Source organism: Terrisporobacter glycolicus ATCC 14880 = DSM 1288, assembly GCF_036812735.1.
In the GTDB taxonomy this organism is placed as follows: Bacteria; Bacillota; Clostridia; order Peptostreptococcales; family Peptostreptococcaceae; genus Terrisporobacter; species Terrisporobacter glycolicus.
In genome coordinates this window covers 3355036-3379330 of sequence record NZ_CP117523.1, presented here as the reverse complement: position 1 = coordinate 3379330, position 24295 = coordinate 3355036, and the positions used below count along the sequence as shown (strand labels likewise).

The window sequence follows — 24295 nt, the reverse complement described above, 5'->3', positions numbered from 1 at the left end:
CTTTGTTTATAAATATATAAAATATTAACTAAAATAATTATGGTAAATAGGGGGAAAAAAATATGGCAATAGTACAATGCGTACCAAATTTTAGTGAAGGTGTAGACTTAGATAAAATAGAAAAGATAGTAAGCCCGCTAAGAGGTGTTCCAGGGGTTAAACTATTAAACTATGAAGCAGACAAAGACTATAATAGAGTAGTAGTTACTGTAATAGGTGAGCCACAAGCTGTAAAAAAAGCAGTTTTTGAAGCAATAGGTGTGGCATCAGAAGTTATAGATATGAACCATCACAAAGGACAACACTCTAGATTTGGAGCTTGTGATGTTTGTCCATTTATTCCTATAAAAGGAATGACTATGGAAGATGCAGTTGCTCTTTCAAAAGAATTAGGGGAAATGGTAGGGAAATCTTACAATATACCAGTATTTCTTTATGAAGCTTCTGCAACAAAACCTGAAAGAGAAAATTTAGCTGTTGTTAGAAAAGGAGAGTATGAAGGTTTAGATGAAAAATTAAAAAATCCAGATTGGGAGCCAGATTTTGGACCTACAAAAAAACATCCAACTGCTGGTGCCATAGCAATAGGAGCTAGAAAGCCTCTTATAGCATATAATATAAACCTAGACACGCCTAATATAGAAATAGCAAGTAAGATTGCAAAAACTATAAGACACTCTAGTGGTGGATATAGATATATCAAAGCAGGACCAGTAGAAGTACCTGAAAGAAATATAACTCAAGTTACTATGAACTTAACTGATTATAGCAAAACTGCCATATATAGAGCTTTTGAAGCAGTAAAAATGGAAGCTAGAAGATATGGTGTAAATGTTACAGGAAGTGAAATAGTAGGACTTTGCCCAATGGAAGCCTTAATAGATACAGCAGCTTATTATTTAGGTCTGGAAAACTTCTCTTTAGACAAAGTACTATAATCTAGTTAAATGGAGTAGATTAAAATGAAAATGGATTTAATTATAAAAAATATAGGAAAGTTAGTTACTATGGAAGGCTCATTCCTGCCTAAAACAGGAAAGGAAATGAATGAGCTAACAGTATTGGAAAATGCTTATATTGCAGTAGTTGAAGGTAAAATTTTTAAGGTTGGAACTGGTGAAGATTATAAAGAGTTAGTAGGAGAAAATACTGTAATAGATGATGCAAGTGGAATGCTTGTAACTCCTGGTCTTATTGACTCTCACACTCATTTAGTTCACGGAGGTTCTAGAGAAAATGAATTTTCAAAAAAATTAAATGGTGTACCTTATATTCAGATTTTACAAGAAGGTGGAGGCATTCTAAGCACAGTAAATTCTACAAAGAAAGCTACCTTTGATGAATTATATAAAAAAGCGAAAAAAAGTTTAGATAGAATGTTAGAGTTTGGTGTAACTACCGTGGAAGAAAAGAGTGGATATGGTCTAGAACTTGAAACTGAAGTTAAGCAACTTCAAGTGGCTCATAAATTAGACGAGGATCACCCTGTAGATTTAGTACACACATTTTTAGGAGCACATGCAGTGCCAGTGGAATATAAGTCAAACAGTGAAGCATATATTAAACTATTGGTGGAAGAAATTATGCCGAAAGTTAAAGAACTGGGTCTAGCTGAATTTTGTGATGTATTTTGCGAAGAAGGTGTATTTTCAGTGGAAGAAAGTGATTACATACTCAGCAAAGCAAAGGAAATGGGTTATAAATTAAAAATTCATGCGGATGAAATTGTTCCTATAGGTGGAGCAGAACTTGCTGCTAAGCTTGGTTGCATATCAGCAGATCATTTAATGGCTGCCAGCGAGCAAGGTCTAAAAGACATGGCTGGGAAAGGTATTATAGCAAATATTCTTCCAGGAACATCATTTAATTTAAACAAACCATCTGCAAATGGTAGAAAGATGATTGACTTAAATGTACCAATAAGCTTATCAAGTGATTATAATCCAGGAAGTTGTCCAAGTGAAAACTTACAATTTGTAATGCAACTTGGTTGCTTAAACTTAAAAATGACACCAAATGAAGTATTAACAGCAGTAACAATAAATGCAGCTCACTGTGTAGATAGGGCAACAGAAATAGGTTCTATTGAAGTAGGTAAAAAAGCTGATATTGCAGTATTTGATGCACCAAATGTGGAATATTTAATGTATCATTTTGGAATAAACCATATAGATAGGGTTTATAAAGAAGGTAAACTTGTGGTTAAAAGCAAGCATGTAGTTTATTAAAACATTTCCAAAAGCATGAACATGGAAATTTTTTAGGGGGATGTATATGAAATTAATAGATATGACAGTTACAAACTTTACAAATGAAGTAGATTCAAATTCACCAGCACCAGGTGGTGGTTCAGTGGCTGCTCTTGCTTCTGATATAGGTATTGGTCTTTCTAGAATGATGGCTCACCTAAGCTTTGGGAAAAAGAAATACGAAGCTTTAGACCATGCTGTGAAGGAAGAATTTGAAGTTAGGTTTGATAAACTGGGAAAAATAAGAGAAGAAATGAGTAAACTTGTGGACGAAGATACTAAGTCTTTCAATGAATTTATGAAAGCTTTAAAAATGCCAAAGGATACTTTTAAACAAATAACAGAAAGACAACAGGCTATGGCAGATGCAACATTATACTCTATAAAAGTTCCATATAAGACGGCCGCATTGTCATTAGATGCAATGAAGGAGTTAGAGTTCTTAGTAGATAATGGAAACCAAAATGCCATTACTGACATTGGTGTGGGAACATTGATGCTTTGTACAGGGCTTGAGGGTGCCATACTCAATGTTAAAGTTAATCTTATGGGCTTGGAAAATAAAGAACTTGCAAAAAAATATGCTGATAATTGCGCAGAAATGTTAAATCAAGGAAAAGAAATGAGAGATAAAATATTAGATAAGATACACAGTTCAATAGAATAATATAGAAAACCCATCCTTCAATTTAGGGATGGGTTTTTATATTACCCTACTTCAAGTTACAACTATGTAACTTGGTATAATTTTAATATTATGTATATAATTGTATTTAAATAGTAATAAGCTTTAGGGATATAAGAGGGGGAAATCACATTTGACTAAAGATGTAAGTTTTAAATTAAATAAAAATACGGATAAAGGTTATGATTTAACTGTTAGAGCAGAGTTAAGTGAATTAAAAGGAAGTTCAAGAGTTATGTTTATGTATAAGGATAAAAGATCAAAAAATTGGCAGGAGCTAGAGTTAAAAAAAGACAGTGAATTATCTTATGTTGGAAACTTTGTATTTTCATATGATAATGACTATAAATATAAAATCTTAATTAAGGGAGACAAAACGGAAAGTAGTGATGTGGAAGATTTAGATAAACATTTATTTATGCCTGAACTACCTAATGTGAGTTGGGGTTACAATGATGATGGTATATACTTTAACGCTTATCCTTATACTGAAGATGAGTCTCATGAAAATAAAATAAAAAGTATAGAGATAATACTTAATGATAATAAGGAAAAAGCTTATAAATGTGAATATAATAAAGAGCCTATGTATGATGAAAATAATGAATTTATTGATGAAAGTAACTATTACGAAGCTAATATACCAAAAGAAGCTTATAGTGATAAATTAGATTCTATTAAAATGAAAGTTACTTATGAAAGTGGAATAATTAATATGGAAGATGTAACTAATAAACGAAGTGAATAGCATAAAAAATCCAACAATATAAAATTGTTGGATTTTTTTATTTGTTGACTAATTAATTTTCAGATGAGCTATCTCTACTAGATGACTTTTTAACCCTTTTAACTTTTTTAACCTTTTTCTTAGTAGTTGGAGTACTTTCTTCAATTTGAGTATTATTATTTTTATTAATAGACTTAGTCTTTTTAGTATTTTTCTTAACTTTTTCTTGTACTTCTGCATTTGTTATTTTATTCATTATAGTATCAAGCTTTTCTTGTTGCTCGGGATCTAAGAAATTTTTGAATTTAGAGACTACTTCATCTTTACCTTTTAAGTTTTTACCGATTTTTACAAGCTCATCAATAAGTTCATCTTCTGACTTTCCTTTATAGCCTTCAGCTATTTTTTCAACTTTGTTTTTATCAATATTTTTTTCTTTAGCAAACTTTTCAAGAGTCTTTGGATCTACTTTTTTCATAGCAAACTCCTTTCCATATTACTTTTTATTTAGATTTTCAGATTATATGTTCAAATATTGTATATTTAACCTAGTGCTAATTAACCTATTATTTAATATATGCAAAAGTGTTTTAATAGTGTTACTCTTCTAAAATAAATCTTTAATATAAGTATATTAATAAACAAATAAAAAAAGACTGTAAGTGGATACAGTCTTTTATAAATATATAAATTTTAATTAAATTAATTATTATTAAAATGTGGCAGTAAATGATACTCTTTTTGAAACAGATAAGCCTATAATGTAAGCTAATATTAACTTTATTAAATCTACAAAAGCGAAAGGAGCTACACAGTATAGTATACTTTGGTAAATTGTATTTCCAGTAATTGCAGCAAACATTAAAGTTCCTGTTATATACACACTAATTAATCCTATTATTAAAGATAAGAAGATTATTATAGGAGATGAAGATTTATCTTTGCCAAAGCCTACTATATAAACCATTAAAGGAAGTCCTAATAAGTATCCTCCTGTTGGTCCAAATAAAACACCAGTTCCTGCTGAAAATTGAGCGAATACGGGTAGGCCTATTCCGCCTAATAATAAATAAATTAAAACAGAAATAGCACCTAATTTCGGTCCTAGAATTAATCCTGTTACAGCTACAGCAAAAATTAACATAGTAAGTGGAACAGTTGTAAAAGGTAATGGTATTGAAATTTGAGCTAAAATTGCTATTATAGCAGCAAAAAGAGCACAGAGTATAAGTTCTTTAGTTGAAAGTTTCATAATAGTCCTCCTGAATAATTATTGTTTAGGTTAACCTATAAAAATAAATGGTTAACTTAATTATATAGAAAAATAATAAAAAATCAAGAAAATTTATATATAAGATGTAAAAATTTATTCATGTTTATTCAAAATTTCTATTTAACCTTTCAGGAAAGGGAGAATTATCTTTAATAGATAAATAAAAATCTTCTAGCATACAAACAGCCTTGCTAACAGAGTGATCATATAAATATTCAATGTTCACACATATATTTTTGCATTTAGGATTTTCATTTAAATTAAAAAATATGCCATGCAATTTATTATAAAGGGCTACAATTTTAAGCCCAGAAAAAATAATAAATCTACTTAACTTATTTGATGTATTAAAAATAGAATTATAAAATTTCATTGAGTTAAGGGCCCTTGTTATTTTATAAGTAGAAGTATTAAAAAATGGTGATATAATTTCTGCTAAAGTGCTATCCGTATGAATATGAGTAGTTAAGTCTATATCAAAAGGATTTTTACCTTCCTTATATATTAATAATTTATCAAATTCAGATTCAATTTCAGTATGAGATAATTTCTCTTCTTTAGTCATCTTATTTATATAAGGGTGACATTCACTGTCTAACATGAAATGGCATAAAAATCCGAATGTATAAGCTAAGGATTTTTCTCGTTCTTTAGATTTTTCTATTATACTTCTTGATTTTTCAAAAAATACATTTGCTTTTTCGTAGTGAACATCATGCCCTAATTTATTTGTGGGATTGCGGTAGAGTATTGGTTTGTAGTAAAAGAAAATATCTGGACCATGAAGGCCTATAAAAAATAGTTCTATATTTTTAAAAATAATCTTCGAAATCTCATCATCTACTTGATCTAAAACTTTTTTTCCAAAAGTATAATGCGCATAAGTTCCAGGCATAGCTACTACCTCCAAATGAAATATTATGTATAAGACTTAGTATATCAACTTTCGAAGAAAAAAATTACTTTCTATAATATATATAGAATTTTTCTCATAGTATTAATATATAGAAGTAATTTGTAAATAAGGTAGTTGGATTAATTAAGATAAATAAATCCTTATAAAAAATATATATGCATTAGTATATTAAAAATGTAACACATATGATTTGGGATTCATATTTTATTAAGAAGGGGTAGTAATATTAAGGGGTGACTTGTGTGAACAATTTACTGTTAATACTTGCAATGATGGTATTAAGTAATGGTAATGTATCATTATTTGATAATAAAAATAAATCAAATAAGCCTGCAGAGGAGTCGACAAAAGTGGATGTTATTGAGCCAAATGTTAAAAATAATCAAAGTAAAAGAAGTGGTCCAACAGTTAGAAAAGTTAAAAAAATTAAAAAGAAAACACGAAGCAAAGATCCTACTAGAGAAAGAAAGAATGATCCTATTAAAAATATTTTAAAATTTGATATTACGGACGTTAACAAAGGTATTAATTTAATGGATCTAAGTGAAGAAGATTTAGATAGAGGAATGGAAATAATAACAAGAACTAAGAAGTATATGAATAAAGAGGAAAGAAATATACTGATAAAGCTGGAAAGTGTTCTTGATTTAGTGAAAGGGATAAAAAAATTAAATGACATTAATATATTGAGCGAAGGAGACGAAAGTGAATTTTTCAGAAGTATGGATGAAGAAGATAAGAAAAATATGATGATTAAAGAGATAATAGAAGTTTTCCCTGAAAAGAAAAAACAATCTGTTGAAAAAGCTCTTGAAATGAAAAAAATGATAGATTTATTTGCAGAGTTATTTTTACCAGATGGAGAAGAAGGTGGAGGATTTAGTCTAAGTTCTCTAGCAGATATTAATAATTTAGGAAGTATTAGCAATTTGAAATTATTAGGAAGTTTATTGAGAAGTTTAGATGATGATGAAGAGGAAGAAGAAAAAGAATATGACTATGTAGAAGTCGACGAAGATGACTTAGAAGACGTAGAAGAGGAAAATTTAGCAGATGATTATGACGAATATTTGGAAGAAAACAAAGCTATGACTAATAATAAAAAACATAGCAAAAGTAAATCTAAAAAAAGTAGAAACAGAAGAAAAAAACAAATGTGATGAAATACACTATTTTAGATAACATTTGAATACTTACATAAGTCAAATTACAAGATATTGTAAAAATATCTTAAATTTAAAAACTTTTACAGAATAAACTACTTTAATTATTTCGACTTTTGTATTATAATAAATATAAATAAAAAAGAAAAAACTCCTGAGACATACGAGAGGTAACCTTTAAATTCAACCGACATGCACTATACGGGAGATCGGGTCTTGCAATAGTAAGAGGCCATTATATTTATATAAAGGAATTTAAACTTGCGAGCAGGTCACCCACCTGGGAGATTCTCGGGTCTGAATTTATGGGACCAACGGTGCCTTGGGAATAAAAAAATGTTGCTATTTTAGCAACATTTTTATTTTGCAAATTTTTAATTTTAGATACTAAATTCCCAAAATACCCACATCATTAAGCGTTGAAAAAACATGACTCACATTATATTTCAAATCTTTTTCATAATTAGAATAAAATGCAGCTCTAATAAAATCATCTTCTGTAGAAAATTCATCTATAGTAGAGTGAGACCAGGTTTTACCTAAGTTATCGGAGCTAGAAGTAAATAACTTGTTAAAGTTTACCCAAGATACAAAAAGAGTGTTATCTGTTTTAACTAAGGAAGGATACATACAAGTGGAAGGTTCACTTAAATATGAAGAGGTATCAATATTAAACTTATTTTCATTAAGGTATCCACTTATGTATTTTACAACATAGCCATTTTTTATATATTCACAAAAACATATATGATAAAAATTCATACTGTCTCTAATAATGTCTAAATAGATTTTATTTTTACCAGAGCTTGTAATTTGTATAGGGTCACTCCAACAAAAAGTACCTAAGTTAAATCTTGATGCAAAGACCTCTTCACAACCATTTACTAATTTGAGATAAAATATAGTTGGCACGGATTCATTCCATAGAACAGTAAAACTATCTAATACTAAGTGGTTAATAAAATCAATCTTATTTTCTATCCAATAATCATTGTTTTTATAGTGATGGAAAAGAGCGCATGTGTTAGTCGAACTATTATTAAATACATAATAAAAAATATGAGCGTTATTATGTATATATTTTACATAAGGAAAGGCTAATCCAAATTTTTTGAAATTATAAGTTATAGATTCTTTTTGGGTAAAAATTTTAGAGTTATTTTTACATTCTAATATTTGTAGAGATTTATCACAGTAAATACAGTAAACATTATCATCTTTATCAATGGAAAAGGAATATTTGGTGAAATTTATATCAATATCACCTATTAATTTATTTCTATGAACTAAATTATTGTCGGTATCATAATAGTTGTAGTAAAGTCCGTCATCATTAAGGGATATATAAAACATATCCTTAGTGCTTCTTCTAATTATAGCATGGCATTCATTTATAAAGCTCATTTTTAACCTCCTAAAAATATACATATTATAATATATTTACAAAAAAAATTTATATTCTACTTTTTTTTATGTACATGTATAGTTATGTAACACTTATTCATCAAAAAGCATATTATTTATTAGGCTTACAAAGCCAAGACATTTTTATCAATATCAATAAGGGAGGATAATAAAAAATGCAAGATTTAAAAAAGAATAAAAGAAAAATGAACAATAAACAAATGTCTACAATGAGTAATCGTCCTGAGAAAGAAGAGATAGAATCAGTAGTAGCAGTAGAAGTAGATGAATTGGACAGAGGATGTAAGTGTAACAATGATATGGAATCACATAAAAATAAATGCAATGATAAGCATGATAAGCATGAGTGTGAATGTCATTGTGAATGTAAAAAACATGAAGAATGTAAAGAATGTGAAGTTGTATCTGAAGAATGTTCAGTAAATCCATGTAGAGAAGAATGCTGTAATGGAATAAGACCAACTTTTTCAACAAGAAACGCGTCTCCAGTAGCTATAGAAACAAATAGAATATTTGACTCAATACAATTTAGAGCATTTACAGATGCTACGGGACCAAATGGACAAACTTTATTCTTTGATTTTGAAGTTATAGAAGTAAGGGGTAATGTACCATCTAGAGGATTAGCAAAAGTTATAGTTGACGAGGTTTGTGTGAATTTTGAAGAGCTTGAGATATGTCCTGGAGATATAACTGTAGATGATTTTATAGTAACTCCAGTTGAAAATAATTCACCTTGTGATACAGTATTTGAATCAATAGTATGTCCAAGAAGAAATGCTAATTGTTGTGCACAAAATAAAGGACAGAATGTATTATTTAGAGAAAGAGGATTAGCTGTAAGAGTAGAGGACTTAGTTCTAGAAATAAGAGGACATTGTGGATGTACTAAAATAGTTGCTCTTGCATTCCCAGCAGTAAAAAGAGGTAATGGACAATTGTGTAGAGTAGATTGTGTTGAATTTAAATTTAACACACTAGCTTCTAATATATGCTGTCCATCTAGTGGTAGATCAATAACATTAAGACAAGATTATTTAACTAAGTTAACAGTTGATTGTATATCTAACGCATTTATTTCTGCAGAAGATTGCTTTGACTGTGACTGTGATAGAGATCATGACAGACATCATGACTGTGATTGTGACTGTGACTGTGACTGTGATCGCAGACATGATTGTGATTTCGACTTCGATTGTTTCGAGTTTACAATACCAAGTGGAATAGACTTAATACTATGTGTTGAAGAAACAGTTAGTGCTTTACTAGGAGATCAACTAGTAGTTCTAGCTGAAACAAACTTTAGCCCAAGAGTGGTAGATACTTTTGCAAATGTTTGTAAATTTCCAGGTTGTGGTGAATAATTTAGAGAATTAAAATATATAACAAATGATTAGAGAAAGGATTAACCAAACATCTTTATTCTACTAACAAAGAGGACTATCATATAATGATAGTCCTCTTTTAATTGTAAGTAAATTGCAGTTCATTTGATTTTTAGCATATTAACTTTTATAAAGGATACTATAGCAATACTCAAATAGATCATCTTTAATAGTCGAGGTAGATTTAAAGTTAGAAAAGGATGAGACGCTTCTAGGTAAGTTATGAGTTGGCATCCATTTGTTATTAGCATAATTAAAAACTAAAGTTTTAGTGTTAACTTCAGATCTATTATTATTTTCTACAGTATCATAGGTAAAAATCATATTGCTCATATCATCAATATCTAATTTATAAATATATTCATCATTTTTAACAATGTTATTAATATGGTATTTATGAAGATTATAATTGCTCGGACTAAAATTATAATGATATAGCCTATAGCAACTACCTTTTATGGTAGATTCCTCCACCAAAAACACATTTAAATTATTTTTAATAATAAAAAGTCTCATATTTTTTAAGTTATTTGTATTATTACAGACTTTACAAAGGTATCTTCTCCTTATCTTACCATCTTTGTACATAAAGTGAATTAGCCTACCTTTTGTATCAATGGAGCAAATATGAATAAGATTATTATCATCAAAATTTGCACAATATAAAATAATGTTATTTGCAATTTTATCTATTTTTTCATTAATGTTTTTTATAAATAAGGAGTTATTTTCTTCATAAACATAAAATGGTTTTATATTATTAATCAAAGTTTCACCTACTTTCCTTACATTTTTTTCAATGCTTTTATTAAAACTATACTGTGAAGAAGCGTTGTAAAGATAGATGTGGCAGTTATAGCATAAATATAGGCATACATATTTAGACTAGGTATAGGCAATAAGTAATAAATAGCAATAACTTGAATAATCATACCAATAATGGTATTTACGCTAGATATAACCTCTTTTCTTATAGAATGAAGTATTCCTGATAAAGTTTGATTTAAGCTAAGAAAAAGAGGAGCTAGAAACATAGTTTTTAGATAAATTCCAGCGGTTTTATTGTTAAAAACTATTAAACATAATTGTTCTCCGAAAAAATAAAAAAATAAAGAAGATACAATACCTACACCTATAGTTAAAACAACAGCATAGTATATTTTTATTTTTACATTTTTAATTTTATTCAAAGCAACCTCTTGAGAGATGCTTGGAATTAAATTTACAACAAGAGCGGAGCCTATGGTAAAAGGAAGATATACAAAAGGCATTACCATACCACAAACAATACCATAAAGTCCTATGGACTGTGTATATGATATTCCAGACAAAACTAATCTAGAAGGTACTATCATAGAGCTTACTGATTGTAAAACAACAGAAGACATTCTATTGCATGTAATAGGTAGAGCCATTTTTAAAGTTTCCATAGAAGAATAATAAAAATCTCTAAGTCTTATAGTAAATTTATTATATAAGGATGATTCTTTATAAAGACAGATACTCATATAAATCACATTAGTTGCCTCACCAATGGAAATACCAAGAAGTGTTACATAACAAATCATAGCCTTATCATTTATGTACATTGCTAATAAAAACACAAATAAAATTCTTGTAACTTGTTCAATAACCTGACCTATAGCAGGAACTATAACTTTTTTTATTCCATAAAAATATCCTCTCAACACGTTTGAAATAGTAATTATAACTATGGCTGGACATATGGAAAGAATGAATAAATTTAAATTTTCATCCTGCAAAAGTCTAAAAGATAAATATGTACTATTAAAAGATACTAATAATGAAATTAACAAAGATATAAAAAATGCCACATATAAAGTAGATATAAAAAATATATTTGCATCTTTTTTATCTTTCAAAGCACTTTCCTTTGCAACCAAGCAAGAAAGGGCAGTGGGAATACCTGTGGTGGTCAGAGCAATACAAATCATTAAGAAGTTGAAGACCATATGATATATTCCAAGGCCCACATCTCCCATAACCCGTGATAGAAATATTTTATATAAAAAGCCTAATATTCTTACTATTAGGTTTGATATGAATAATATTATCGTTGATAAAACCAAATTAGGAATTCTCAAAAAAATCACCTCCACATATTAAAAATGTATTCTTGTGGAGGTGAAAAAATAATTATAATTTTATAAAATTTGGTTTTAAATTATCAAAGGTAGAAATATATTTGAATCCTAAATCTTTTAAATAAGAGTATACATAATCAAATTTACAAGAAATAAAAGCTGGGGAATGAGCATCAGAACCTGTAGTAATAATTTCTCCACCCAATTCTTTGTAAAGAGATATTATGCTTCTTGAAGGTGTCAAATCAGGTAGGTTATATCTAAAACAAGAAGTATTTATTTCTATACCTTTACCATTATAAATGGCTTCTTTTAATATGGACTCTATAATGTCCATATATAAGCTATCTCCAAGAAGATTTTCATAATCTCCATACCTTTTGACTAAATCTAAATGACCTAAAACACTATAGCTATTAAAACTTTTAACTATTTTATATAATGTTTTGTAATAGACTTCGTAGGCCTCATGTTGATTTTTATCTTTAAAATATTCGTCATAGTATAAATCATTTTTATTTATGGCATGTTGAGAACATAATATAAAGTCAAATTTATGGTTTTTCATATCCTCATTATATCTTTCTGCAAGGTGAGGTTGTAATCCTAATTCAATTCCCTTTTTTATTTTTATTTTGCTTTCGTATTTTTTTTGCATTGATTCTAATTTATGTAAATATTTTTCGTAATTCACAACAAATTTATCTGTTTGATTTACATCATAGTCCATATGATCTGTAAAACATATTTCCTCTAAACCTAAGTTAATAGAAGTTTCAATCATTTTTTCTATGGGAGTTTTACTATCTGGAGAGAAGTTACAATGCATGTGATAGTCGTAGAACATTATTATTTCCCCTTTCATAAAAAATTTGGTATTATATATATTAATGATAGCAAATACATATTTAAACATCAATAAATCTAAAAATAAGTAAGTGGTGATTAAATGGATAAATACAAATTAGAATTAGATGATAATAATAGTAAATATATTCAAATTTATAATCATATAAAAGAGATGATTGTTGGGGCAAAAATAAATGAACATGAAAAACTGCCACCAATTAGAAAGTTAGCAGATTTTATAAGTGTTAATAATGCTACTATTGTTAAGGTGTACGAATTGCTGGAAAAAGAAGGCTATGTATATAAAATAATAGGCAGCGGAACTTTTGTTTCCTCTATGAAGGCAAATAAAGAAGTAAACTTGGAAAATTATAAGGATATGATACACTTTGATAGTGGTAATCCATCGAAAGATGTATTTCCTTTAGATAATTTTAAATCAGCCATAAACATGGCATTGGAAAATGACGGAGCATCTATTTTTGAGTATGATGAAGGAAAAGGTTCTGAAGAGCTAAGAGAAGAATTAAGTACATATTTAAAAAAGAAAAGAATAAATACTAATAAAGATAACATACAGATAATTTCAGGTGCTCAACAAGGTATAGATATAGTTTGTAAAGGTCTTATAAATTATTCAGATGTTGTATTTGTTGAAGAGCCAACTTACAATGGTGCTTTAGAAGTATTCAAAAGTAGAGGCGCAAAAATAATTACTATTCCTATGTTAGACGATGGTATAGATATAGGTATATTAAAGCTTAAATTAGAAAAAATAAAACCTAAATTAATATATGTTATGCCTAATTTTCAAAATCCAAGTGGAATATCATATAGTGAATATAAGAAAAAGAAGCTTATAGAACTGAGTGAAGAATATGATTTTTATATTTTAGAAGATGACTTTATAAGTGACTTTATTTTTGATAGTAAAGATAATAGACCACTTAAAAGTTACGATATGAAAAATAGGGTTATTTATATTAAATCTTTTTCAAAAATACTTATGCCAGGTCTTAGAATTGGTATAGTTGATATACCAAGAGAACTGCAAAAGAAAATACTTTGGGCAAAATATTCTTCAGATATATCTACACCAGGACTTATACAAAAGTCTATGTACTATTATATGAAGTATTTCAATTGGGAAGAATATTTAAAAAGTATAGATAAAGTTTATACTAAAAAATATAGAAAAACAAAATCTTTATTAGAAGAAAAATTAGGAGATAAGCTAAAAATATGCAAATCTCAAGGTGGACTAAATTTCTTTATTGAATTGCCAAGAGGATATTCATCTCAAGTTTTCTACAACTTTATGTTAGAAAAAGGAGTTTGTATTACACCAGGAACTTATTTTTTTGATAATATAATGGATGACAGGTTTTTTAGAATTAACATAGCCAATGAGACAATTGAAGATATAGAAAAGGGAATAACTATAATAGAAAATAATTTAGAAGAATTTATTACATCTTATAAAAATGGAGAAACTATAAGAAGTAATAAAATATTTTATTAATAAGTAAAAATACTAGGAGGAAAAAATGTTTGATCAAAAGAAATTAGACAGAATAAATTTTTTAGCTAAAAAAAATAAAGAAGAAGGATTAACAAAAGAAGAGTTAGCAGAAAGAGAAGTATTAAGAAAAGAATACTTAGAAAATTTTAGATCGCACTTTAAATCTAGACTTGAAAATGTGAAAGTTGTACATAGTCAAGAAGAGTACGATGAATTGATAAAGAAAAATCAAAACTAGCTTTGATAAAATATATAAATAAGGAGTTCAATATGGATTTAAAATATGAATTTGCAAATGGTTGGAAAGTTATAAAAGAAATGAATAATATGGAAAATGTTATGTCATACTCAAAAGAATATATTGATTTCTTAAACAAAGGTAAAACAGAAAGACTTTGCGCTAGAGAAATTATTAGACTAGCATTATCACAAGGCTTTATATCTATAGAAGAAGTAATTAAAAAAGGAAAAATAGAATCTGGAGATAAAATTTTTGCTGAAAATAAAGATAAAGGTGTAGCTTTATTTGTAATTGGTGAAAAAGATATAGAAGAAGGTATGAAGATAATTGCTTCTCATATAGATTCACCAAGACTAGACTTAAAACAAAATCCATTATATGAAGATGATAATATGGCATACTTCAAAACTCATTATTATGGAGGAATTAAAAAATATCAATGGGTATCTATGCCTCTTGCACTATATGGAGTAGCAATTTTACAAGATGGTACTAAGGTTGATATATCTATAGGTGACGATGAAGAAGATCCAGTATTTTGCATAAATGACTTATTGCCTCACTTATCAGCAGAACAAAATCAAAAGAAAGTAAGTGAAGCTATTGGTGGAGAAGATTTAAACGTACTAATAGGAAGCATTCCTTTTGATGAAGAAGAAAATGCAACTGTAAAATATAATATGTTAAAGTTATTAAACGAAAAATATGGAATTACTGAGGAAGATTTTTTGAGTGCTGAAATAGAAGTAGTTCCAGCAGGAAAAGCTAAGGATTTAGGAATAGATAAATCAATGGTTATTTCTTATGGTCAAGATGACAGAGTATGTGCCTTTGCAGGTGTAAAAGCAATATTTGAAACTGAAAAACCAGAATATACAGCAGTTACATTATGTGTTGATAAAGAAGAAACAGGTTCTTATGGTAATACAGGAATGCACTCAAAATTCTTTGAAAATACTGTGGCAGAGTTAATAAACTTACAAGGAAATTATTCTGACTTAAAAATAAAAAGAGCTCTGTCAAGATCGAGAATATTATCTGGAGATGTTAATGCAGCTTATGATCCAAACTTTTCTTCAGCATATGAAAAGTCTAACTCAGCTCACATGGGTAAAGGTGTTGCTATAATGAAATACTCTGGCTCAAGAGGAAAGAGTGGTACAAGTGATGCTAATGCAGAGTTTGTTTGTGAAGTAAGAAGAATATTTAACAAAGAAAATGTAGTATGGCAAACAGGAGAGCTTGGAAAAGTTGACCAAGGAGGCGGAGGTACTGTAGCTTATATATTAGCTAATTACGGTGCTGAAGTTTTAGATTGTGGTGTAGGATTACTTAGTATGCATGCACCTTATGAAGTTGCTTCAAAAGCAGATATATTTGAAATGTATAGAGGTTATAAGGCTTTCTTAAATATAAATCTATAAAATTTGGATCCTTCTATTTTATATAAAATAGAAGGATTTTTTTATTAAAATTAAAAAAATTTAACTTTTTGATAAGTAGGCTTAAATCATAGTAAATAAAACAAATACAGCTTCATATGATAATAGGTAAAACTTATAGTAACTATATGAGTTGTTGATTATTAAGGAAATTTTTGTTATATTAATAATAAGAAAAATACAGGGACATAATTTGTATTACAAAAAAATTACAGAATGATATTTGTTATGATTTCCCGTTAATTATAGGTTATAATTTAAAAAATAAGAAAAAATGATAAAAATCATCTATGCGAGACAAAATAAAAGATTTACCTATACTTGGTACAAGGAGGATTAATTTATGAACCTTAAAAGATCATTATCTGCATTGATTATTTTAACCATGCTTTTTACGGGATGCTCCAATTATCAAGTCCAAAATGAAGGCATAACTTTGCCAGATGAAGCAACTAAACAAAAAACTATGACTAAAGTTCAAAATGATGTAAATGAAATAAAAAACAAAGATTACAATTATGTCTTAAGTAATTTGGGAGAGCCTAATACTACTGCATATTGGATAGATAAAAATAAAATAGACAGTTTAGATACACTAGATGATTTAGAAAATTTAGAAGATATAAATTTAGTTTATTTGAAAAATGTATCAGATGAGAATGCTAATAGTACTTCTCTATACCTGCATTTAAAAAATAAAATAGTAAAAAATGCACAAATAGTGGATTATTCTAATTCTAGATCTAATATAGCTAAAAATATTAACAAATCTAAAATACTTATAGATTGTTATGACAATGGAGATATAATTAGAATGTCAGATTTAGACATGAAAAAATTAGATGATTGTATTGGTGATGATTCTAGTGAAATGCCAACAATAGTAGGGAATAAACAACCATCTTATGATGCACACTTATATGACAAAGTAGAAAAATCCATAAATGTTTATAATTTGGATAATGAAAATAAGTTACTAGGAATATTCACAAAAGATAATAAAATATCAGAGATTAAAATTCTTGATAATAAAAAAGAAGTTATAAATGAGATAAAAAATATAATGCTAGATAATTAATGATAAAAAGTTATAGATTTTAATGAAATCTATAACTTTTTTATAATAAGAAAAATTGTAGGTGAAAATAATAAAAAATGAGTAAATTAGAAATAGCTAATTACATTATAGAAAATAAAAAAATACCACAAGAGTTTAATGATTATGTTATTGTTCAAATTAGTGACTTGCATAATAAGTCCTTTGGTAAAAATAATATTAATTTAATTAATATTATTAAGCAAATTAACCCTCAAGTAATACTTATTACAGGAGATATAATAGATGGAGAAAATAAAAATTTCCAAGTATCATTAGACTTATTAAAAAATTTAAGTACTAAATATAAGGTTTATCATATTACGGGTAATCACGAACAAAAGGCTTTAGTAAAAAGATATAAAAATTTGTATAAGGAGTATTTTAAAAAGCTACGTGACTTAAGTGCTGTTCATTTAGATAATGAAAAAATTCAAATAAAAAAAGGCGAAAGTTTTATAAATATTTATGGATTAACAATACCTTTCAAATGTTATAAATACTTGCTTGATAAGGATAAAAGTACAAATTTAGATGAGGACTTTATACAAAGAAGTTTGCCACTTATAAATAAAAATGAGTACAATATTTTATTAGCTCATACACCTTTTCACTTTGATGATTATGAAAAATGGGGTGCGGATCTTATTTTGTCTGGTCATGTACATGGAGGGATAATTAGGATTCCTATTGTAGGAGGTTTATTATCGCCAAACAGGCAATTTTTCCCTAAATATGATCTGGGTAAATATGATAAAAATGATTCAACTATGATAGTTACTAAAGGATTAGGTGGATCTAAAATACTTGTTAGAATTAACTGTAAGCCGGAAGTTGTTAAGATAACGCTAAAATATAAATATTACTAGGCTGAATGCACTTGTACTAGTATAAAATATATGAAAATACTGTATACTTAGAAAACTTAATATTAAACTATAGTTATAAAAAATGAGTTTTGATATACTGAACTTGAGGATATATTATCATAATAGATTGTACAAAAGATTATTCTTAATTTACTAAAAATGGGGGTAAAGCATGGAACAAGCGAAAGCTTTAAATGAAAGTATGATGTTTAGAAATAAGGATAATATAGAACTTTTTGTAAAGAAAGACTTAGTTGAAGAGGGAAGGGCTGTAATAGTAATAGTACATGGATTGGCAGAACATTTAGGAAGATATGATTATGTAGTATCAAAATTTAATAATTGGGGATATAGTGTTTATAGATTTGATAATCAAGGCCATGGAAAATCAGAAGGTAAAAGAACCTATATAGATAGTTATAAAAATTTTTCACAAGATGTTAATGAAATTGTAAAAATGGCTAAAGATGAAAATGATGATAAGAAAGTTTTTGTATTAGGACATAGTATGGGTGGAATGATAAGCACAGTATATGGTATAGATTACAAAGATACAGTTAATGGAATAATTTTATCTGCAGGTGTTACTATCGATAAAGCGAAGTTATTGGAAAGTAATAAAGATGTGGATGACAGTGCTGAAATAGTCAACGCTTTAGGGGATTTAATTTGTACTGATAAGAGAGTTGTAGATGAGTATGAACAGGATCCTTTAGTGTGTCATGTAACAGTAGGAAAAATATACAAAGAATGTTATAAAGCAGTTAAATATATATATGAAAATATGGATAAATTTGAATATCCTGTACTTTTATTACATGGAGAAGACGATAAAATAGTTTCTCAAGAAGATTCAAAAATTCTTTATGAACATATATCTTCATTGGATAAGAGTTTAAAAATATATCCAGGTCTTTATCATGAAATTATGAATGAATTTGATAAAGATAAAGTACTAGAAGATATACATTTTTGGTTGGAAGATAGAATATAAATTTTATATTATAAGGTATAAGTTAAGGCTAGAAGATGTATTTAAATTAATGCATTTTCTAGTTTTTTTATTGATAAATGTATCAGTACAATTTGTGCGAAATTATAAAAATCTAAACTTTTATTGTGATACAATTAAAATTGTACTACTATTTCATTATAAAGGAAAAATAATAAGGGGGTACAATTAATGAGCAGAGAAGTATTAAATAAAAATTTAGCACAAATGTTAAAAGGTGGAGTAATAATGGATGTAACTAATCCAGAAGAGGCAATAATAGCACAAAATGCAGGAGCTTGTGCAGTTATGGCACTTGAGAGAGTTCCAGCTGACATAAGAAAAGAAGGCGGAGTGGCAAGAATGTCAGATCCTAAAATGATAAAAGAAATTCAAGAAGCTGTAAGTATACCAGTTATGGCAAAAGTAAGAATAGGACATTTTGTAGAAGCACAAATACTTGAAGATTTAGAAATAGATTTTATAGATGAAAGTGAAGTTTTAACACCGGCAGACAATGTTTATCATATAGAAAAAACTAAATTTGAAGTTCCATTTGTTTGTGGAGCAAGAAACTTAGGGGAAGCTCTTAGAAGAATTGGTGAAGGTGCATCAATGATAAGAACAAAAGGTGAAGCAGGAACTGGAGATGTAGTTGAAGCAGTTAAACATATGAGAACAGTAACTTCTCAAATTAGAAAAATAGTATCTATGGGTGAAGAAGAGTTAATGAATGCAGCTAAAGAAATGGGAGCACCATATGATTTAGTTAAATATGTTCATGAAAATAATAAACTTCCAGTAGTAAACTTTGCAGCAGGAGGAATTGCAACTCCAGCAGATGCAGCATTAATGATGCAATTAGGTTGTGATGGTGTATTTGTAGGATCAGGAATATTTAAATCAGACAATCCAGAGAAGAGAGCAGAAGCCATAGTAAAAGCTGTTACAAATTATAATAATCCTAAAGTTTTAGCACAAATATCAGAAGATTTAGGTGGAGCCATGAGTGGGGTGGCAGTGAACACTTTAGAAGATAAAGAATTATTAGCAGCTAGGGGTTGGTAATATGAAAATTGGAGTACTTGCCATGCAAGGTGCTTATGAAGAGCATATGAGCATATTAAAAAGTTTGAATGTTGATACTGTAGAAATTAGGAATAAAGAAGATTTAGAAAATATTGATGGCCTAATTATTCCTGGTGGAGAGAGCACGACCATGGGAAAATTAATTAGAAATTTAGATATATATAATGATTTAAAATCAAAAATAGAAAGTGGTTTGCCTGTGTGGGGAACATGTGCAGGTATGATTTTACTTGCTAAAAGCATTTATAAAGATGATACAAAACATCTGGCTACTATGGATATTGAAGTTAGAAGAAATGCTTATGGAAGACAACTTGGAAGTTTTAATAGGAAGTCTGCTATAAAAGGAGTTGGTGATGATATTCAGATGGTGTTTGTAAGAGCACCTTATATAGAATCTATTGGAGATAAGGTAGAGGTATTATCAGTAGTAGATAAGAATATAGTTGCTGCAAAAGAAGACAATATGCTCGTAACTTCCTTTCATCCAGAGTTAACTGAGGATAACAGAATGCATAAATATTTTGTATGTATGGTAAAAAATAATACTAAATAAATACAAAAAATCACTTATTTTTAAAAATAAGTGATTTTTTGTATTTAAATAAAATATTATATTGTAAAATGTTAAAGTTTTTACAAATTCAACCGTATAACTTCTTTGGAGATAATATGAAATATTTGGAATTTATTTAAAGTGCAAGTCAATGTTATATTACAAATAATTAATTAAAGCAGGTAAAACCGAGGAGGGGGAACAGGCAAATGAAAAGTATAAGGACAAAAATTTTAATAATGATTGGTGGAGTAGCAATTTTAGCAATGATTATCTCTGGTGGAATTTCAATAAAAAATACACTTAATATGGTCGATGATTCTCAAGAAACTATTTCAACTTTAACTACAGATAAATTAGCAGTTGAGATTAATGAATATTTCACAAAATATAAAACTATGGCAACTCAGATGGCAGGGAATACGTCTGTAAGGCAAGTATTAACTGAAGCTACTAGAGAGAATTATAAAGATAAGTCTTCATTTAAAGATACATACAAGTATTTAGGATTTGTGGCAGAAAATGATGAACAGATATCAACAGCATACGTTTGTTCAGCTAAGGATACATTAGCATTTGATGGTACAAATTGGGTTTCAGATAAAGATTATGATTTAAAATCAAAAAAATACTGGTTTTCAAATCAAGAAGATATAAAAAATGGATATATAATAACTGATCCATTTGAAGATGTTATTTCTGGAAATATGATAGTATCATTTTCAGCACCAGTATACAGTTTAGATGGAAAAGAAATAGTTGGGGTAGCGGCTTTAGATATACAACTTGATACTTTAAGTAATAAAATAGCATCTAACGAAACAGAATTTGGAAAAGACGCGTATACAATGCTTGTATCTAGATCAGGACAAGTACTAGCAAGTAATGATAGTGAAAAGTTGCTTAAAAATGTTAGTGAAATAGGATTTGACGATACTATGGTAAAAGAAGTAGAAAATCCTAGTAAAAAAGTTATAAAATATACTGATAATGGGCAAACACGTTACGGAATTGTAAATGCAGTAAGAGATGCTGGTCTAAAAACTATATTTAGTATAAGTGAAGATAGATATAATGCATTAGTAAAAAAAGAAAAGAAAGATATGATGCTTGTTTATGGATTAGCTATTTTAATACTTTTAATAGTAATATATTTTGTTACAAGAAGTATAGTATCGCCAATTCAAAAGCTTATGGAAGTTACTGAAGATTTAGCAGAGGGTAATTTAGATGCAGAAATTGATATTGATAATAATGATGAAATAGGAAAATTAGCTCAATCAATGAAAAAACTAGTAGAAAGATTAAATGAGTATATTGTCTATATAGACGAAATATCAGAGTCATTAAATAGATTCTCAGCTGGAGATTTAAATATAGATTTAAAACAATCTTATGATGGAGAGTTTGAGAAAATTAAAGATTCATTAATACAACTTTCTGATATATTTAAACACACTATAGGTCAAATAGTAGAAGCATCAGAAAATGTGGCACTAGGTTCAAGAGAAATAGCCACTGCATCACAAGTTCTTGCAGATGGAGCTCTATATCAAGCAAATACAACAGAGGAGCTTACATCTACAGTAAATGATTTATCTGATAGAGTATCAAAAAATGCAGAAAATGCATTAGGTGCTGCTGAGCAAATTAAGTCTGTTGGAGAACTTTCAAATTTAAGCAATGATCAAATGCAAAAAATGATGGAGGCAATAACTGAAATAAATAGTAAATCATCAGAAATAGGCAAAGTAATAAAAGTTATTGAAGATATTGCATTCCAAACTAATATATTAGCTTTAAATGCAGCAGTGGAAGCGTCTAGAGCCGGAGAAGCAGGTAAAGGATTTGCTGTTGTAGCTGATGAAGTAAGAAATCTAGCAACAAAATCAGCAGATGCAGCAAAAGAAACTACTCATTTAATTGAAGAGTCTATTAAGGCTGTAGAAAATGGAAATAAAATAGCTAATAAAACAGGGGAAATGCTTGTAGAGGTATTACAAGGTGTATCTGAATCAGTAAAATTAATAGATGAGATATCTGATGAATCTTCTGAGCAAGCTACAGCTCTAAAACAAACGCTAGAAGGTATTGAAGAAATAAGTAATGTTGTTCAAACAAATGTGTCAACATCTGAAGAAAGTTCAGCAGCAAGTAATGATTTATCTAAGCAAGCAGAAGATCTTAGAGCAGTTGCATCTCAATTTAAAATTGAAGATGAGACAAACTAGCATAAATATAAAGTAAATTATTTTTAGTTAAGTTTTAAATAAATAGAAATTTAAAAGGCTAAAGGAGATTAATTCCTTTAGTCTTTTTTAGTTCTTATAATAGTAATATATTATAAGGAAAAATTTAAGGAGGTAATACTATGGACTTAGGATTTTTAAATGATTATTTAGTTTTAGTAATTGTTGGTATATGTCTGTGTTTAGGTTATATAATAAAAAGTAGCTTAAACTTTATACCAAATAAGTACATACCGTTAATAATGGCAGTAACAGGTTGTATATTGAATATATGGATAAACAAGAGTGTAACTGCAGATGTAATATTAGGTGGTATGTTTTCAGGACTCGCAAGTACAGGAGTTCATCAAGCATTTGTAAATTTAATTCAAAACAAATAGATTATGAAGTGTAAGTAGGGGTAAGATAGAAATAAAAGAATTTGGGCAATTTTGGTTTGTTACAATAACTCCTTATGATAAGGACATAGAACCTAATGTACCAAACAAAGAAATAGTAATAAAAAGTTTTAGGCAATTGTCATCAACCATACGTTCAGAGAAAACTGTATGGAGATACGATCCTATTTTTATTTCAGAGAAATATAATTTGAATAGCCATATTGAAAACTTTGAAAAAATAGCAGCTAGTCTTTCTGGATATACTGGGGAATGTATTATTAGTTTTGTAGATTTATATGAAAAAACAAAGCGTAATTTTAATGGGGTTAGAGAAGTATCAAAAGAAGAACGGGAGATTATAGGAAGGGAATTTGTGGATATTGGCAATAAAAATAATATAAAGATAAAAACTTGTGCAGAAGGATATGAATTAGCGAAATTTGGTGTGAACTGTAGTGGTTGTATGACACAACCTGTATTAGAGAGGGCAATACATAGTAATTTGAAAGTACCTAAGAAGAAGGGAAGTAGAGAAAGTTGTGACTGCTTGCTTGGAAACGATATAGGTATGTACAATACTTGTTATCATGGATGTTTGTATTGTTATGCTAATTATAGTAAAGATATTGTGAGGGATAACTTTAGAAAGCATGATAAAAACTCACCGTTTTTGATTGGAAATTCTATGGAAGGTGATATTGTTAAAGAGGCTATTCAACATAGTTATATTGATAATCAAATTTCATTTTTTTAATAAAAAAAGTAGTTACTAAAGAAAAATTCTTAGTAACTACTTTTTAATTGGTGCCGGATGTGGGACTCGAACCCACACGGTATTGCTACCAACGGATTTTGAGTCCGTCGCGTCTGCCATTCCACCAATCCGGCGTATTATTACTAAATTATAACAAAGACTTAAATTAAAATCAAGTCTAAAGAAATATTTAATTATAATAAAAATGTTTTAAGATACTTAAAAAAGTAAAGTATATATAAGAATGCATATGAAATATATAAAATTAATAATTATGAAGATAAGGTGATTTTCTTATTAAACACCTTAATATAATTTGATTATTGTGG

The 24295-nt window shown here is 28.3% G+C and carries 24 protein-coding genes, 1 tRNA gene and 1 other RNA gene; 18 read left to right on the top strand and 8 right to left on the bottom strand.

Annotation, left to right across the window (positions count from 1 at the left end; genetic code table 11):
* Positions 1-62 precede the first annotated feature (62 nt).
* The 4 genes from ftcD (at position 63) to TEGL_RS16590 (ending at position 3682) form a co-directional block, all read left to right on the top strand.
* Positions 63-938, top strand: a complete 876-nt coding sequence (gene ftcD, locus TEGL_RS16605; RefSeq protein WP_018591593.1) for a glutamate formimidoyltransferase — start codon at positions 63-65, stop codon at positions 936-938.
* A gap of 24 nt (positions 939-962) precedes the next feature.
* Positions 963-2228 (top strand): imidazolonepropionase, encoded by a 1266-nt coding sequence (gene hutI, locus TEGL_RS16600; RefSeq protein ID WP_018591592.1) that lies wholly within the window; start codon positions 963-965, stop codon positions 2226-2228.
* Between the two features lie 46 nt (positions 2229-2274).
* On the top strand, positions 2275-2916 hold the full coding sequence (locus tag TEGL_RS16595) for a cyclodeaminase/cyclohydrolase family protein (RefSeq protein WP_018591591.1): 642 nt from the start codon (positions 2275-2277) through the stop codon (positions 2914-2916).
* Between the two features lie 151 nt (positions 2917-3067).
* Positions 3068-3682, top strand: coding sequence for a hypothetical protein (locus TEGL_RS16590; RefSeq protein WP_018591590.1), 615 nt, complete (start codon positions 3068-3070; stop codon positions 3680-3682).
* 52 nt (positions 3683-3734) lie between these two features.
* Here TEGL_RS16590 and TEGL_RS16585 read toward each other — a convergent pair whose 3' ends face one another.
* The 3 genes from TEGL_RS16585 to TEGL_RS16575 all read right to left on the bottom strand — a co-directional run bounded on the left by TEGL_RS16585 (position 3735) and on the right by TEGL_RS16575 (position 5829).
* On the bottom strand, positions 3735-4139 hold the full coding sequence (locus TEGL_RS16585; RefSeq protein WP_018591589.1) for a hypothetical protein: 405 nt from the start codon (positions 4137-4139) through the stop codon (positions 3735-3737).
* Positions 4140-4373: 234 nt separating this feature from the next.
* Positions 4374-4913, bottom strand: coding sequence for a biotin transporter BioY (locus tag TEGL_RS16580; protein ID WP_018591588.1), 540 nt, complete (start codon positions 4911-4913; stop codon positions 4374-4376).
* Between the two features lie 124 nt (positions 4914-5037).
* Positions 5038-5829 carry a zinc dependent phospholipase C family protein gene (locus TEGL_RS16575; protein WP_018591587.1) on the bottom strand — a complete coding sequence of 264 codons (792 nt, stop codon included), beginning with the start codon at positions 5827-5829 and terminating at the stop codon, positions 5038-5040.
* Between the two features lie 263 nt (positions 5830-6092).
* Between TEGL_RS16575 and TEGL_RS16570 the strand changes: the two genes are divergently transcribed.
* Both TEGL_RS16570 and ssrS read left to right on the top strand, forming a co-directional pair.
* Positions 6093-7010 (top strand): hypothetical protein, encoded by a 918-nt coding sequence (locus TEGL_RS16570; protein ID WP_018591586.1) that lies wholly within the window; start codon positions 6093-6095, stop codon positions 7008-7010.
* A 151-nt stretch (positions 7011-7161) separates the two neighbouring features.
* A non-coding RNA gene (gene ssrS / locus TEGL_RS16565) (6S RNA) lies at positions 7162-7346 on the top strand.
* 54 nt (positions 7347-7400) lie between these two features.
* On the opposite strand, the gene TEGL_RS16560 is transcribed toward ssrS, so the two are convergent.
* On the bottom strand, positions 7401-8417 hold the full coding sequence (locus TEGL_RS16560; RefSeq protein WP_018591585.1) for a hypothetical protein: 1017 nt from the start codon (positions 8415-8417) through the stop codon (positions 7401-7403).
* A gap of 176 nt (positions 8418-8593) precedes the next feature.
* Here TEGL_RS16560 and TEGL_RS16555 point away from each other — a divergent pair, with 176 nt between their 5' ends.
* On the top strand, positions 8594-9802 hold the full coding sequence (locus TEGL_RS16555) for a hypothetical protein (protein ID WP_018591584.1): 1209 nt from the start codon (positions 8594-8596) through the stop codon (positions 9800-9802).
* A 141-nt stretch (positions 9803-9943) separates the two neighbouring features.
* Here the strand turns inward: TEGL_RS16555 and TEGL_RS16550 are convergent, their stop codons facing one another.
* Genes TEGL_RS16550 through TEGL_RS16540 form a run of 3 tightly spaced genes read right to left on the bottom strand, consistent with a single transcriptional unit; the run spans position 9944 to position 12775 of the window.
* Positions 9944-10591, bottom strand: a complete 648-nt coding sequence (locus tag TEGL_RS16550; RefSeq protein WP_018591583.1) for a hypothetical protein — start codon at positions 10589-10591, stop codon at positions 9944-9946.
* Positions 10592-10608: 17 nt separating this feature from the next.
* Positions 10609-11928 (bottom strand): polysaccharide biosynthesis protein, encoded by a 1320-nt coding sequence (locus TEGL_RS16545; protein WP_018591582.1) that lies wholly within the window; start codon positions 11926-11928, stop codon positions 10609-10611.
* A gap of 52 nt (positions 11929-11980) precedes the next feature.
* Positions 11981-12775, bottom strand: a complete 795-nt coding sequence (locus TEGL_RS16540; RefSeq protein WP_018591581.1) for a histidinol-phosphatase HisJ family protein — start codon at positions 12773-12775, stop codon at positions 11981-11983.
* 102 nt (positions 12776-12877) lie between these two features.
* On the opposite strand from TEGL_RS16540, the gene TEGL_RS16535 reads away from it, so the two are divergent.
* The 11 genes from TEGL_RS16535 to TEGL_RS16485 all read left to right on the top strand — a co-directional run bounded on the left by TEGL_RS16535 (position 12878) and on the right by TEGL_RS16485 (position 23966).
* Positions 12878-14299 (top strand): PLP-dependent aminotransferase family protein, encoded by a 1422-nt coding sequence (locus TEGL_RS16535; RefSeq protein ID WP_018591580.1) that lies wholly within the window; start codon positions 12878-12880, stop codon positions 14297-14299.
* A gap of 25 nt (positions 14300-14324) precedes the next feature.
* Positions 14325-14537 (top strand): DUF896 domain-containing protein, encoded by a 213-nt coding sequence (locus tag TEGL_RS16530; protein ID WP_018591579.1) that lies wholly within the window; start codon positions 14325-14327, stop codon positions 14535-14537.
* Between the two features lie 32 nt (positions 14538-14569).
* Entirely contained in the window at positions 14570-15964 is a 1395-nt protein-coding gene (locus tag TEGL_RS16525) for an aminopeptidase (protein ID WP_018591578.1), read from the top strand.
* Positions 15965-16325: 361 nt separating this feature from the next.
* Positions 16326-17060, top strand: coding sequence for a hypothetical protein (locus TEGL_RS16520; RefSeq protein ID WP_018591577.1), 735 nt, complete (start codon positions 16326-16328; stop codon positions 17058-17060).
* Positions 17061-17137: 77 nt separating this feature from the next.
* Positions 17138-17947, top strand: coding sequence for a metallophosphoesterase (locus tag TEGL_RS16515; RefSeq protein WP_018591576.1), 810 nt, complete (start codon positions 17138-17140; stop codon positions 17945-17947).
* Positions 17948-18119: 172 nt separating this feature from the next.
* Positions 18120-18941, top strand: coding sequence for an alpha/beta hydrolase (locus TEGL_RS16510; RefSeq protein ID WP_018591575.1), 822 nt, complete (start codon positions 18120-18122; stop codon positions 18939-18941).
* Between the two features lie 189 nt (positions 18942-19130).
* A complete protein-coding gene (gene pdxS, locus TEGL_RS16505; RefSeq protein WP_018591574.1) occupies positions 19131-20006 on the top strand; it encodes a pyridoxal 5'-phosphate synthase lyase subunit PdxS in 876 nt (291 codons plus the stop codon).
* A gap of 1 nt (position 20007) precedes the next feature.
* Complete coding sequence (gene pdxT, locus TEGL_RS16500) at positions 20008-20583, top strand: pyridoxal 5'-phosphate synthase glutaminase subunit PdxT (protein ID WP_018591573.1); 576 nt, start codon at positions 20008-20010, stop codon at positions 20581-20583.
* A 209-nt stretch (positions 20584-20792) separates the two neighbouring features.
* Positions 20793-22814, top strand: coding sequence for a methyl-accepting chemotaxis protein (locus TEGL_RS16495; RefSeq protein ID WP_018591572.1), 2022 nt, complete (start codon positions 20793-20795; stop codon positions 22812-22814).
* Between the two features lie 140 nt (positions 22815-22954).
* Positions 22955-23212, top strand: coding sequence for a phage holin family protein (locus tag TEGL_RS16490; protein ID WP_018591571.1), 258 nt, complete (start codon positions 22955-22957; stop codon positions 23210-23212).
* A gap of 25 nt (positions 23213-23237) precedes the next feature.
* Complete coding sequence (locus TEGL_RS16485) at positions 23238-23966, top strand: DUF1848 family protein (RefSeq protein WP_154650658.1); 729 nt, start codon at positions 23238-23240, stop codon at positions 23964-23966.
* 48 nt (positions 23967-24014) lie between these two features.
* Here TEGL_RS16485 and TEGL_RS16480 read toward each other — a convergent pair.
* Positions 24015-24100, bottom strand: a tRNA-Leu gene (locus tag TEGL_RS16480).
* Positions 24101-24295 lie beyond the last annotated feature (195 nt).

Bases quoted from the DNA above. Each gene is read 5' to 3' on its own strand.
- TEGL_RS16495 (WP_018591572.1), top strand. From the start codon at position 20,793: ATGAAAAGTATAAGGACAAAAATTTTAATAATGATTGGTGGAGTAGCA.
- TEGL_RS16515 (WP_018591576.1), top strand. From the start codon at position 17,138: ATGAGTAAATTAGAAATAGCTAATTACATTATAGAAAATAAAAAAATA.
- TEGL_RS16595 (WP_018591591.1), top strand. From the start codon at position 2,275: ATGAAATTAATAGATATGACAGTTACAAACTTTACAAATGAAGTAGAT.
- TEGL_RS16530 (WP_018591579.1), top strand. From the start codon at position 14,325: ATGTTTGATCAAAAGAAATTAGACAGAATAAATTTTTTAGCTAAAAAA.
- TEGL_RS16525 (WP_018591578.1), top strand. From the start codon at position 14,570: ATGGATTTAAAATATGAATTTGCAAATGGTTGGAAAGTTATAAAAGAA.
- hutI (WP_018591592.1), top strand. From the start codon at position 963: ATGAAAATGGATTTAATTATAAAAAATATAGGAAAGTTAGTTACTATG.
- ftcD (WP_018591593.1), top strand. From the start codon at position 63: ATGGCAATAGTACAATGCGTACCAAATTTTAGTGAAGGTGTAGACTTA.
- TEGL_RS16510 (WP_018591575.1), top strand. From the start codon at position 18,120: ATGGAACAAGCGAAAGCTTTAAATGAAAGTATGATGTTTAGAAATAAG.
- TEGL_RS16555 (WP_018591584.1), top strand. From the start codon at position 8,594: ATGCAAGATTTAAAAAAGAATAAAAGAAAAATGAACAATAAACAAATG.
- TEGL_RS16575 (WP_018591587.1), bottom strand. From the start codon at position 5,829: ATGCCTGGAACTTATGCGCATTATACTTTTGGAAAAAAAGTTTTAGAT.
- pdxS (WP_018591574.1), top strand. From the start codon at position 19,131: ATGAGCAGAGAAGTATTAAATAAAAATTTAGCACAAATGTTAAAAGGT.
- TEGL_RS16580 (WP_018591588.1), bottom strand. From the start codon at position 4,913: ATGAAACTTTCAACTAAAGAACTTATACTCTGTGCTCTTTTTGCTGCT.
- TEGL_RS16535 (WP_018591580.1), top strand. From the start codon at position 12,878: ATGGATAAATACAAATTAGAATTAGATGATAATAATAGTAAATATATT.
- TEGL_RS16490 (WP_018591571.1), top strand. From the start codon at position 22,955: ATGGACTTAGGATTTTTAAATGATTATTTAGTTTTAGTAATTGTTGGT.
- TEGL_RS16520 (WP_018591577.1), top strand. From the start codon at position 16,326: ATGAACCTTAAAAGATCATTATCTGCATTGATTATTTTAACCATGCTT.
- TEGL_RS16585 (WP_018591589.1), bottom strand. From the start codon at position 4,139: ATGAAAAAAGTAGATCCAAAGACTCTTGAAAAGTTTGCTAAAGAAAAA.
- TEGL_RS16540 (WP_018591581.1), bottom strand. From the start codon at position 12,775: ATGTTCTACGACTATCACATGCATTGTAACTTCTCTCCAGATAGTAAA.
- pdxT (WP_018591573.1), top strand. From the start codon at position 20,008: ATGAAAATTGGAGTACTTGCCATGCAAGGTGCTTATGAAGAGCATATG.
- TEGL_RS16560 (WP_018591585.1), bottom strand. From the start codon at position 8,417: ATGAGCTTTATAAATGAATGCCATGCTATAATTAGAAGAAGCACTAAG.